General features: G+C 58.3%; 12 protein-coding genes and 1 tRNA gene. 5 read left to right on the top strand and 8 right to left on the bottom strand.

The window, feature by feature from the left end; all coding sequences use genetic code 11:
* The first annotated feature begins 72 nt into the window (after positions 1-72).
* The 4 genes from ACOTTU_RS16865 (at position 73) to ACOTTU_RS16850 (ending at position 4369) form a co-directional block, all read left to right on the top strand.
* The gene (locus tag ACOTTU_RS16865) at positions 73-1359 is read left to right on the top strand and encodes a homoserine dehydrogenase (RefSeq protein WP_425659743.1); all 1287 of its coding nucleotides are present in this window, start codon (positions 73-75) and stop codon (positions 1357-1359) included.
* Between the two features lie 71 nt (positions 1360-1430).
* Entirely contained in the window at positions 1431-2399 is a 969-nt protein-coding gene (glpX, locus tag ACOTTU_RS16860; protein WP_298921347.1) for a class II fructose-bisphosphatase, read from the top strand.
* Positions 2400-2463: 64 nt separating this feature from the next.
* On the top strand, positions 2464-4203 hold the full coding sequence (gene recJ / locus ACOTTU_RS16855; protein WP_425659741.1) for a single-stranded-DNA-specific exonuclease RecJ: 1740 nt from the start codon (positions 2464-2466) through the stop codon (positions 4201-4203).
* A 91-nt stretch (positions 4204-4294) separates the two neighbouring features.
* Positions 4295-4369: transfer RNA gene (locus tag ACOTTU_RS16850), tRNA-Glu, on the top strand.
* A 361-nt stretch (positions 4370-4730) separates the two neighbouring features.
* Here the strand turns inward: ACOTTU_RS16850 and ACOTTU_RS16845 are convergent.
* The 5 genes from ACOTTU_RS16845 to ACOTTU_RS16825 all read right to left on the bottom strand — a co-directional run bounded on the left by ACOTTU_RS16845 (position 4731) and on the right by ACOTTU_RS16825 (position 9129).
* A complete protein-coding gene (locus ACOTTU_RS16845) occupies positions 4731-5771 on the bottom strand; it encodes a diguanylate cyclase domain-containing protein (RefSeq protein ID WP_425659739.1) in 1041 nt (346 codons plus the stop codon).
* A complete protein-coding gene (locus ACOTTU_RS16840) occupies positions 5768-6355 on the bottom strand; it encodes a heme NO-binding domain-containing protein (RefSeq protein WP_298921342.1) in 588 nt (195 codons plus the stop codon). Before ACOTTU_RS16840 ends, ACOTTU_RS16845 begins: the two co-directional genes overlap by 4 nt.
* Before the next feature lie 99 nt (positions 6356-6454).
* The gene (locus tag ACOTTU_RS16835; protein ID WP_425659737.1) at positions 6455-8017 is read right to left on the bottom strand and encodes a trimethylamine methyltransferase family protein; all 1563 of its coding nucleotides are present in this window, start codon (positions 8015-8017) and stop codon (positions 6455-6457) included.
* A gap of 123 nt (positions 8018-8140) precedes the next feature.
* Complete coding sequence (locus ACOTTU_RS16830) at positions 8141-8836, bottom strand: HAD family hydrolase (protein WP_425659735.1); 696 nt, start codon at positions 8834-8836, stop codon at positions 8141-8143.
* Positions 8833-9129, bottom strand: coding sequence for a DUF3572 domain-containing protein (locus tag ACOTTU_RS16825; RefSeq protein ID WP_425659733.1), 297 nt, complete (start codon positions 9127-9129; stop codon positions 8833-8835). Before ACOTTU_RS16825 ends, ACOTTU_RS16830 begins: the two co-directional genes overlap by 4 nt.
* A gap of 88 nt (positions 9130-9217) precedes the next feature.
* On the opposite strand from ACOTTU_RS16825, the gene ACOTTU_RS16820 reads away from it, so the two are divergent.
* A complete protein-coding gene (locus ACOTTU_RS16820; RefSeq protein ID WP_425659731.1) occupies positions 9218-10621 on the top strand; it encodes a diguanylate cyclase in 1404 nt (467 codons plus the stop codon).
* A gap of 24 nt (positions 10622-10645) precedes the next feature.
* Here ACOTTU_RS16820 and ACOTTU_RS16815 read toward each other — a convergent pair whose 3' ends face one another.
* From ACOTTU_RS16815 to ACOTTU_RS16805, 3 genes are read right to left on the bottom strand one after another with little or no spacing between them, the layout of a single operon-like run.
* A complete protein-coding gene (locus ACOTTU_RS16815) occupies positions 10646-11140 on the bottom strand; it encodes a periplasmic heavy metal sensor (RefSeq protein ID WP_425659729.1) in 495 nt (164 codons plus the stop codon).
* Positions 11141-11143: 3 nt separating this feature from the next.
* Positions 11144-11512, bottom strand: coding sequence for a hypothetical protein (locus tag ACOTTU_RS16810; RefSeq protein WP_298921330.1), 369 nt, complete (start codon positions 11510-11512; stop codon positions 11144-11146).
* A complete protein-coding gene (locus ACOTTU_RS16805; RefSeq protein WP_425659727.1) occupies positions 11499-12089 on the bottom strand; it encodes an RNA polymerase sigma factor in 591 nt (196 codons plus the stop codon). The genes ACOTTU_RS16810 and ACOTTU_RS16805 overlap by 14 nt, the downstream gene beginning before the upstream one ends.
* Positions 12090-12106 lie beyond the last annotated feature (17 nt).

Below are 12106 nucleotides of genomic sequence, written 5' to 3'. Positions count from 1 at the left end.
TTGCACGGGCAGGCCGAACGGGTTAAAGGGCGCGAAACAACTCTCCTGCCACTCTTCAAAGGAATTGTAGTCATGCCTGAACCTCTTCGCCTTGGAATCGCCGGATTGGGCACCGTGGGCGTGGGCGTGGTTCGGATCATCCGGCAACACGCCGACTTGTTGAGCGCGCGTACCGGTCGGCAAATTCTGATCACGGCCGTTTCGGCGCGTGACAAATCCAAGGATCGCGGCGTGGCGCTTGGCAGCTACGATTGGGAAGATGATCCCGTTTCTCTGGCCACCCGCGACGACGTCGATGTTTTCGTCGAGCTTGTTGGTGGCGACGAGGGGCCCGCCAAGAAGGCTGTCGAGGCAGCACTCGCCGCGGGCAAAGATGTCGTGACAGCCAACAAGGCGCTTTTGGCGATGCATGGGCAGTCACTGGCAGAAGCTGCCGAACAAAAGGGGTGCGCGCTCCGCTACGAGGCGGCGGTCGCTGGCGGCATTCCGGTCATCAAATCCCTGACTGAGGGGTTGGCTGCAAATGACGTAACGCGCGTCATGGGGGTGATGAACGGGTCATGCAACTACATCCTGACACGGATGGAAACCGCCGGGCTGAGTTACGCTGAAGTGTTTGCGGAAGCCGATGGGCTTGGCTATCTGGAGGCCGATCCACAACTGGACGTGGGCGGGATTGATGCAGCCCACAAACTGGCCATTCTGGCCACACTAGCCTTTGGCACCAAGGTGGATTTCGACGGGATCGTGCTGGAAGGCATTGACCGCGTCAGCATCGAAGACATTCGTGCGGCCGCTGATATGGGATACAAGATAAAACTTCTTGGTGTCGCACAGAAAACCGGCCGTGGGCTCGAACAAAGGATGCAGCCCTGCCTGGTTCCGGACAGCTCGCCTCTTGGGCAGCTTGATGGCGGCACCAACATGGTTGTGCTGGAAGGGGATGCCGTGGGTCAGATCGTCCTGCGCGGACCCGGCGCGGGCGAAGGCCCCACCGCCAGCGCCGTCATGGCGGACGTTTGTGACATCGCCAAAGGCTGGCGCGGTCCGGTATTTGGCCTGCCTGCCGGTCAACTGACGACCGCCACACCCGCCAGAACGCAACTGCCCGCGCCCTACTATCTGCGCATGTCGCTCGACGACAAACCCGGTGCCCTTGCGAAGGTCGCTAAAGTCCTGGGCGAAGCGGGCGTTTCAATCGACCGGATGCGGCAATACGGTCATGAAGATACTTCCGCGCCGGTCCTGATCGTAACACATAAGACCACGCCCGACGCATTGCGCACCGCGCTTGATGCAATGCAATCAACGGACGTTCTGGCGGGCAGCCCGGTTGCGCTGCGCATCGAGGCGGTATGACCAACGGTTGTCTGTACGGTCTCGTAAAGCTAGACCTGACACCATAACAAACACCCAACAAGGACGATTTCATGCCTTCCCATGCCGAATTTCAGGACCGTATGCTTTCTCTTGGGCTTGCCCGGGTTTCTGAAGCCGCCGCTTTGGCTTCTGCCCGTCTGGTTGGTCACGGAGACGAAAAAGCAGCTGATCAAGCGGCGGTCAACGCCATGCGCGAACAGCTCAACATGCTTGATATCGCCGGTGTTGTCGTCATCGGTGAGGGCGAGCGCGACGAAGCCCCCATGCTTTACATCGGCGAGGAGGTAGGCACCGGCAACGGACCGGGCGTTGACATCGCACTTGATCCGCTCGAAGGCACAACGTTGACGGCAAAGGACATGCCAAACGCCCTGACCGTCATTGCGATGGGTCCTCGCGGTTCGATGCTGCATGCCCCCGACGTCTACATGGACAAGCTGGCAATCGGCCCCGGCTATGACACAGATGTTGTCACCCTCGATATGTCTCCGGGCGAACGCGTTACGGCACTTGCAAAGGCCAAGGCCTGCGACCCGGCGCATGTAACCGTATGCATTCTGGAACGTCCCCGCCATGAAGAAATGATCAAGGAAGTTCGCGCTACCGGTGCTTCCATTCGGTTGATCACCGACGGCGATGTTGCCGGTGTGATGCACTGTGCCGATCCGTCAACCGGCATCGACATGTATATGGGTGCCGGCGGTGCACCAGAGGGCGTTCTGGCGGCAGCCGCATTGAAATGCATGGGCGGCCAGATGTATGGTCGGTTGCTCTTTCGCAACGATGATGAACGCGGTCGGGCGCGGAAAGCGGGCATTACCGATTTCGACCAAATCTACCGCCGCGATGACATGGTCACCGAAGATGTGATCTTTGCCGCCACCGGCGTCACCGACGGAAACATTCTTCCCGCGGTCAAACGTGAGCCGGGTTGGATGACCACCGAAACGCTGATCATGCGGTCCAAGACCGGCTCGGTACGCCGCATCAACTACCGCACACCGGTCCACGCCAGCTGATCGCGACCGGAGAAGAGATCGCGATGCCCTCCCTGAGCGCAAGAATGATCCCAAGGGAGATCAGGTGAGCTTTCTCGGCGTTGAAAAGAGCCTGACGGGTCGCCGGTGGGTGGGACCGACCCTGGAGGTTGACCGAGCCGCAGAAACTATTTCTCAGCATTCAGGCCTGCCCCGCCCGGTTTCGCAAATCCTTGCCCGTCGCGGCGTGGCCCCACAAGAGGCGGAAGCTTTTCTTACGCCGTCCCTCCGGGACCTGCTGCCGGATCCGCATACCCTGAAAGATGCAGAGAAAGCTGCGGCCCGCATCCTGGCAGCCGTTGAAAAGCGCGAGAAAATCGCCGTTTTTGCCGATTATGATGTGGATGGCGGCGCTTCTGCGGCGCTGCTGTTAAACTGGCTGCGCGCGTTGGGACATCAGACGACCCTTTATGTGCCGGACCGGATTGATGAAGGATACGGCCCCAACGACGCAGCCATGGCGCAATTGGCAGCCAGCCATGATTTGATCATCTGCGTTGATTGCGGCACCCTATCCCATGGTCCGATCGCTGCCGCGAAGCAAGCCGATGTGCTGGTGCTCGATCATCACCTTGGGGATGAGACCCTCCCCCCGGCATACGCCGTCGTAAATCCGAACCGGCAAGATGAAACCGGCGCACTATCGCATCTTTGCGCCGCCGCAGTCGTTTTTCTGATCCTGGTCGAATTGGGTCGACAGCTGCGCGCACTTGGCAAGGTCGGGCCGGATCTGATGGCGATGCTTGATCTGGTTGCTTTGGCAACTGTTGCAGATGTCGCCCCGCTTGTTGGCGTCAACCGCGCATTTGTGCGCCAGGGGTTGCGCGTTATGGCCCAACGGTCGCGACCCGGTTTGGCGGCCCTTGCCGATGTTGCGCGCATGGACACGGCCCCGACGGCATATCACCTGGGGTTTCTTTTGGGCCCTCGCGTCAACGCGGGCGGACGCATAGGTGCCGCGGATCTGGGCGCAAGACTTCTGGCCACAAACGACCCCCATGAAGCGACAGCCCTTGCTGAAAGGCTGGACGTCCTCAATACAGAACGCCGGGACATCGAAGCATCGGTGCGCGCGGCTGCGTTGGAACAGGCCGAACAGCGTGGGTTGGATGCTGCGCTGGTCTGGGCAGCGGGTCCGGGATGGCACCCTGGCGTTGTGGGAATCGTGGCGTCGCGCCTAAAGGAAACCTCCGGTCGTCCGAGCATTGTCATCGGGGTTGAGAATGGTATCGGCAAAGGGTCGGGGCGCTCTGTTTCGGGGATCGATCTGGGACAACCCATTCAGCGGCTGGCCGCAGAAGGGCTCTTGGAAAAAGGTGGCGGCCATAAGATGGCGGCCGGTCTCACGGTGACAGAAGAAAAGATCGAAGCGGCAATGGCACGCCTCACGGAATTACTGGAAAAGCAGGGCGCGCATTTGGTTGGCGCCGCGGATTTGAAGCTTGATGGTCTGCTGATGCCCGCTGCTGCCACGATTGAATTGTCCGAGATGGTCGAGCAGGCAGGCCCCTTTGGCGCCAGTGCCGCCGCACCTCGATACGCTTTTGCGGATATGGCGATCCGGTTTGCCAAACGCGTTGGAGAAACGCACCTGAAGATCACTTTTGGTGACAGCGCCGGTGCGACGATGGAAGCGATCTGTTTTGGTGCCTTCGACGGCCAGATCGGTCCCGCCCTCGAGAACCACGGTGGTGCCCGTTTTCATCTTGCGGGACGGTTGGATATCAATACCTGGCGTGGGCGCAAATCGGTGCAGCTACGACTTGAAGACGCCGCGCCGACCTAAAGCGCCCCCTTGCTCAAGTTTCTTTCAAGATCGTGAAATTTCCACTTGCGCCGCAGGCACGGATTGCCTAATCAACCGCTCACAGCCAAGTGGCCCGTTCGTCTATCGGTTAGGACGCCAGGTTTTCAACCTGGAAAGAGGGGTTCGATTCCCCTACGGGCTACCATTTTTACTTGAAATCAGTATCTTACAGCATTCTCTCTCTCATCGAGAGGCCGTTATATGGCGCGGTGAGTTAGAAGCGGAATTGTCCACACTTTTCCAAATCCATTCCAACTCCAGCGATTCAAAATCCAATCCCGTTGCGGGCATCGGCAATAAACACGCGCGTTTGACAACAGCGTTCGTTCCTACCTCATACAAAACCAATCACTTGGACATTCTGAAGAGAATCGACCCTGATGGGGCAGTCAGAGATTTTTTTGCGTGATTGAAACGAGCTGGATCTTCGAACGTTTCTTCAGGGTCCTGTTGATGTACCGATCTTCAAGACAGCCCGAGGACGAAGCTTTCCCGGAACGGAGCCATCAAGCTTGCTTTGTCAAAGCATCGTCTTTTTGGTGTTGCACCGGATTTGTAGCGTTTTCGACCATACTGGGTGCGAAGAACATATGTCGACCGCGTCCATCTCTTTTACTTTGATAGAGTGCGAGGTCGGCATCGATCAGCATCTGATCAGCAGAAACGATGTCGTAATCCGACGACATCGCGGTCCCTGCACTCGCCGAGATTTTGCATTCCAGTCCTTCGAAAATCATTGGCTCCGAAAGCAGGTCTATGATTCTCTTTGCAATGCGTTCGGCCTTGACGGGATCGTCAATCTCGCGGAGCAGCAAGACAAATTCGTCCCCTCCCACACGCGCAACCACATCCCGACTACGTGTTTCACGCAGCATTATTGAAGCAACTTCTTCCAAAACGAAGTCGCCAGCGGCATGACCCAGCGTATCGTTGACCGCTTTGAAAAAATCCAGATCAATCAACATTGCGGCGAAATTATCGCCAGACGCGACCAGTTCTTCGAGAGCTTGATCCATGGCGCGCCGGTTCTTCAGGCCCGTCAGAGTATCGGTAAGCGCCTGCGCCTCGGCCTCAACCCGCGCGCCTTGAAGCCGGAGGTTCAATTGACGTGACGCCTCCATGGCAGCGGATTTCGCCTCCACCAGATAGAGCATCTCAATTGTAAGATCTGTCGGCGCGAAATCTGCGGCCGTCAGTTTGTAATCCTGAACGGCGTCGACAACAGAAATGCCGAAAGACAGATTGACCGTCATCTGGTCACGCTCGGGGCCTTCCATCAAAACCCCTTTGAGCGAGCGGTTGGGATAATTCCGAAGTCGCAAATGCAACTTCTTGCCAGCCTTCGCCAGCAGACCCTCAATCGTTGAAATCTCATGTGGGCGATTGATCTCAAACAGTTCCAGAAAGGCTTGACCGACTATTTCTTGATCAGACAACAGCTTTTCTGCCGTGGGGCCCGCGTGAGTGATTTGACCGCTTCGATCAAGGACAACGTGCATGGGGCACATGACGTTCAACAAATTTTGAGAGAGTTCACAGTTCGTCACGTCACACCAACTCCCAGCTCGAACCCCTTGTCTTCTGCAAATTCCGCCTCCAACAGCGATATTGCGACGGTTTCGACACCGTCCTTCGACCCCTTGTGTTCGAGAAAGACCAAGGCCCCGTAATCATCGGCCATCGCCCGCAAAACCCCGGTGAATAAATGCCCATAGCCTGGAAGGTCCCCTTGGCAATTGAGGCTATAGCTGTTGGCCGAGTGCTCACGCAATTCAAGGTGGGGCAGCATCAAATCCGAAACGGCAAGTCGCGCCCGATCGTGTAAATCGTCAAGCGAATGCAAAAACTCAACAAAATTAACGCCGCTGAACCGCAATAACCGACGCGGTGCGGCCAGGTTTGGATGGGACACCAGATAGGTCCCAATATCCTCCATCAATTCGTCGTAGGGGCGGTCCAGCACGTCACAGACTGCGGCAAGCACCCGCGGTGTGAGCTCATCTTCATAGGTCCACATCGCTTCGAATTCGGTAAAATCAAGATTCGCGCGTTTGGCCGAGGCTGCCCATTGAGCAGTCCCGTAGGTATCAACGACAAAGCGTTGAATCGCCCTATTCACAAGCCCGTGCATGAAGTCCTCATTCCCATATACACAGGAAACGATGGCGCTTTTCGGTTAAGATTTGACGAACATGTGCAATTCTAATGAGTTGGATTTATCGCAGTTTGATCAAAAATCGGTCGGTGCGCCGCCTTCGGCCTTTCTGCGCGCGACAAAATCCGCCAGCTCATCCCGAATGGCAATATCCAGCGGGGGTGCCTCAAAGCTGCCAATGATCTCCTTGAACATCAGATGTGCGCGTTCAGGCGTCCAGACAGCCCCTGCAACCTCCCACCCTTCGTAGTTCTTCCAATCGCTCAGGAACGGTTGATAAAAGGCTGTGGTATAGCGATCCTGCGTATGTTGGATTCCGAAGAAATGACCTGCGTTTCCAACAGATTTGATCGCGTCCAGCGCGATTTCATCGGGGCCTGTCTCCGTGATCTGAGGATCCATATATCGTTGTATTTGCTGCAGTATCTCGCAATCCATGATAAACTTTTCTGGGCTGGCAATCAATCCGCCTTCGAGCCAGCCGGCGGCGTGGTAGACCATGTTCGTACCTGACTGAACAGCGGCCCAGAGGCTGTTCGACGTCTCCCACATCGCCTGACCATCCGGCACATTCGCGGCACAAACCCCACTGGACCGCATCGGCAGACCGTAATACCGGCTCAGTTGCCCCGTCATTTGGGTTGCGCGCATGTATTCCGGTGTGCCGAACGCGGGCGCGCCCGACTTCATATCAACGTTCGAGGTAAAGGTGCCAATCGCCACTGGGCATCCCGGATTGATGATTTGCGCCAGAACAACCGCGCAAAGGGCCTCGGCCAAAGACTGCGCAACGGCACCTGCCATCGTCACTGGGGCCATCGCCCCTGCAAGCGTGAAAGGGGTTACCACCAGCCCCTGTCCGCGTCGCGCCAACCGCATCCAGCCATCCAACATCGGAAAGTCGTGCTTGAGCGGCGAGGTAGAGTTGATGTTGGTGTACATGCGCGGGCTGGCGTCGAATTCTTCATGGGTGAGCCCCCCCGCGATACGCACCATTTCCATGACGTCTTCGACACGTTCTTTGCCCAGAGAGTAGGCATGCATGACCTTATCCGTCAGGGTAAGCTTGTCATAGAGGACGTCGAGATGCCTGACTGAAGCGTGTAGGTCGACCGGTTCTACAGGATACCCACCGGCAAAGTGGATGCAGTTGAAATATTGTGTCAGCTTGAGCAGGTTGCGACACATCTCACGCGTGCCCGGGACCTTCGTGCCCAGTTCCATATCCCAGTAGTTGGGTGGCGAAGAAACGTTACCAAAGAGCAAATTCCGCCCGCCCACGGTGATTTGCCGATCGAGATTTCGCGGTGTCAGGGTGAATTCGGAAGGCGCGCGCGCCACCCACTCCATAACAAAATCGCGGCCCATCCTGACGTTTTCGCCGTCTATGTCACATCCGGCCTTGCGCAGAATATCTACGGCTTCGGGATTGAGGAAGGCGACACCGATCTCTTCCAAAATGCGCATGGCACCATCATGAATTGCCTCGACCCCTTCGGGTGTCAAAGGCTCCGTCGGTCGATCAAGATTGACCGGCGGGTTCCAGGGCATTTGCTCGATGACGGCCGTACCGCGCCGGTTTGCCGCGCCGGCGCGCCCGCCACTTCTTGTCCTGCGACGATCCGATGATCTGGCCATGTCTTGCTCCCTGCACATCTGATCCTTTCATAAAGGGCAGAGCGCTGGTGCCGTCGCCGTCTCAATTGCGACGTGATGCGTCGCTTTTGAGGAGCTGATTACATATGGAATTGTCTGAACTTGTTAGGACCGCGCCGCGATCCAGTCCGTCAACCCGCCAACATCGTCTAGTACGACCTCGGAAAGCGGCTCCAGGTCGTGGCGTTCCGCCAGGCCGGTCAAGACGCCAACACACCGCATCCCGGCGGCGCGACCGGCGATAAGGTCGTGCGTACTATCCCCCACCATCACAACAGCCTCAGGGGCGATTGAGAACATCCGGGCAAAGGCCAGCAGTTGACCGGGATCAGGTTTCGCCCCATGGCCGCTGTCGAAACCTGCGATGAAATCGAAAAGCTCGGTCACCCCTGCAGACTTCAGATGCGCCCGCGCCGGTGCTTCGGCATCATTTGTCGCAACACCAAGACGCAGACCGCGCGCGCGCAGATCGTTCAGGAACGGGACCAGCGGGATCGCCTCGACCTGCGGCGCCATCTCCGCCTCCTCGTTCAAGATGTTCAGGACGTCCTGAAAAGAGGCCCCCGGCAGGAATGGCATCAGGGCTTGCGCAACCTCTCCGGGTGTTCCCGCGATGACGAGACTATCTGGTGAAAACCTCTGAGCTGCATAGTCAAAGCCGATCTGCGCGCCCAGATGTGCGGCGTCTTCCGCGTTCCCGGTCATGCGTTCCAAAAACCCGACCGCCCAGACCTCCCAGGTTGCAGCGAAGTCGAAAAGCGTGCCGTCCTTGTCAAAAAGGACCCCTTTGATACCGCTCATGTCCAGTTCACCTGCTCCCCGCCTGGCAAGGCCTGACGGGCCTGCATCGGACTGTCATATTTGGCGCCGATCGCATCACATGCCGCGATAACCCAGGCGTCATCCATGGTGACAAAATCCAGTACGGATCCCAGAAAGGCAGGATCGCTTGCCCCTGCCCTGAGGTCTGTCTCAGACGCGCCCGTCGCTCCTAAAAATACCGGCAGCAACTCTTCATTCCCTGCCAACCACCCCAGAATCTGGAGGGCCAGAACCTCGGCGGATTCCCGCGTGTACATGGCGTACCTACCCATAATTGGCGTTACATTCGCAACCCTTTGTTAACCAAATTGAGTGCAATGTCGAACAGCGGTTGTTCACCCTTGAAAGGACGCGAAGAGCGTGCAGGGAAAAATTCTCATCGTAGACGCGATTTCGACCAATCGCATTGTACTTAAAGTAAAACTTGCCTCGGCATTTTACGAAGTCGTACAGGCGGCAACGGCCGACGAGGCCTGTGTTGCAGCGCTTCGCCATGACCCCGACCTGATCATTTCAGCGATGGCTTTGCCCGATTGTGACGCGGCTGAGCTTTGCCGCCGGTTGCACCGCAGCGCCCAGACCCGCGCCATTCCGATCATGGTGGTGGGATGCCGGCCCAATGCAGATTCTCGCCTCAAAGCTCTGGAGGCCGGCGTTCAGGACGTCATGCTGAAACCGATTGACGACACCCTTCTATTGGCGCGCGTTCGAAGCCTCATTCGCGCGCACAACTCTGCGGCGGAATGGCAAATGCGCGACGATACCTCAAGAGCCCTTGGTTTTGCGGAAGACACCATGGATTTCGGTCCGCCGGGACGCGCGGTTCTGGTGGGATCGGACGCAAACACGGCGCATAGCTGGATCAGCCAGCTAAGACCCCTCCTACGCACGGACCTGAGCTTTACCGCCCCGGAAACTGCGCTGCGGGACCTCTCTCCCGGCAAAGTGCCCGATGTGTTCATCTTATCTCTGGCCGGAGATGACGGCAGCAACAGCGACGTTCTGCGCCTGCTTGCCGCCATTCGTGCCACCGCGATAACACGCCACGCCGGAATTTTGGTGCTGCAGTCCCGTCCGGATCCCGGCTTGGGGGCTTATGCGCTGGATTTAGGGGCCGATGACCTGATGACCGACGGCTTCGAGGCCGCTGAACTGACGCTCCGGGTCAAAGCGATGCTACGACGCAAGCGTATTGCAGATCAGTTGCGCGCAACCGTACGCACCGGGCTGAAAGCCGCTGTTTCCGATCCGCTGACCGGGCTGCACAATCGTCGTTACGCCATGCCTCATCTGGCTCGGGTGGCCGAACACGCCGCGGCCACGGGCAGAAGTTTTGCGGTGATGGTGGCTGATCTGGATCATTTCAAGCAGATCAACGATCTTTATGGCCATGCTTCCGGAGACGCTGTGCTGGTAGAAGCGGCCCAGCGCTTACGGGATAACTTGCGCGGTGTTGATCTCGTGGCCCGGATCGGAGGCGAGGAATTCCTGATCGTCATGCCTGCAACCCCGCTCACGGAAGCCCGTGTCGCCGCCAGCAGATTGTGTCGCAAGATCGGCGGGCGCGGATTTGTCGTACCCGGGGCAGACGAACCGATCAAGGTGACGGTGTCAATCGGTGTGACCATCGGCGGGCTGCGGTCCAAACAGGACCGCGCGGAAACCCTCGACGCCAATGTGCTGCTGGATGCGGCTGACAAAGCGCTTTATTCCGCCAAAATGCAGGGCCGGAACCAGATCAATCTCAACCGCCCTGCTGCCTGAGCAGGACGGATAAAGCATCCAGGCCTACTTGCGTCGGCGGGGGCCTCGGCGCAGCACTTCTTCGACATCCTGAGCGTAGTTCTCACGCTCTGCATCAGTCATACCGCCGACAACCTCCATCCAAGCGCCCAATGCGGCTTCCTGTACGGCAATCGTTGTCGAGGCCTGTCGTTCGACAGCCTTTGAGAGTTTTTCAGGATCGTAGGGAACGTGGCGCAAGGCGCTCAGGACTTCCGCATAGAGTGCCCGTCGCGCAGCCCGATCTGGAAACCCCTCCGGGCTCCCCTCGCGCGCGGAATGAATCACCGCGCGCCGTTCATGATGCGGGAGCGCCATCATGTAAGGCAGTCCATAAGCCCCCAATCCCGCCATCCGCAACCCTCCGCGCCCGCCTTCACCGTGGCGCAAGAGAGTTCCGGCCACCAATCCCACGACAGCGAGATTCAGCGCCAATGAGACGCCAAGCAATATCTTGATACGACGCGACGTGCCTGACTTGCGTTCCATTTCAGTCTGCATGATCTATCCCTCGTCCAGATCCCAGCCAAAGCTGGTCAATTCTGCTGTCGAACTCTCCTCCACGCCCGCCTCATACCCAAGTATCAGGGCACCCGCATCGGGAACCGATGCAGGCGGGCTGAACCCTATCCACACACCAGCGCAGGTTGCCGCGACCAGTCCGCCCATACCTTGCCACCCACCAAGCGCCTCGCTCAGCCGCGCCCAAAGCGGTCGAGCCGGCATCGGTGGGCGCGCCGGTTGCGATTGGATCGCATCAGCATCGGCCAAAACCCGTGCCATCAAACCTGATGGCAGGTCCGGCTCACCATCACGCGCCGCTTTCAGCAGCCGATCCACCTGGGTCATATCGTCATCATCATGAGGTGTCATCGTCGTATCCCAGTTCTGCACGTTTACCGGCCAGAAGAGCCGCCAACGCCCGTTTACCCCGCGCAGTCAGGCTTTCCACCGCCCGTGGGCTGATTTCCATTACGGCAGCTATTTCAGGGTTTGCCAGTCCCTCAATATGTCGCAGGATCACGGCCTGTCGCTGCCTTTCCGGCAGTGCATTCAAAGCCCTTTGCAGCGCATCATCACGAGACCGTTCCTGCATTTTTCTTTCGGCACCCGGCATCGGGTCCTCCGGTTCTGCGATCTCGTCCAGGGCGACATGGCGCCTTTTGCGTAACCGATCTGTGCACAGATTGGCACAAACCCGGTAAAGCCAGGTGCTCACCTGCGCCTCGCCTTGTCGCCAGCGGGGCGCAATTCGCCACAACCGCACCATTGCCTCCTGCGCGACATCCTCAGCCTCACCGTCATCACCGAGCATCCGCCGCGCCTGGCCGAAAACACGGGGCAGTAGTCGCCCTGCGAGGGCGCGTGCAGCAGCGGGATCGCCGTTGGCGTAAAGCACCATCAAAGCGTCATCGCTCAGCGTCGAAAGCGTATCCCGTGGCATATCCATCCAAAGCATCGTTAGAT

This window comes from Roseobacter sp. EG26 (genome assembly GCF_049830555.1).
In the GTDB taxonomy this organism is placed as follows: domain Bacteria; phylum Pseudomonadota; class Alphaproteobacteria; order Rhodobacterales; family Rhodobacteraceae; genus Roseobacter.
Note: the sequence above shows the minus strand (reverse complement) of the source record. Positions and strands in the feature narration are given on the sequence as shown.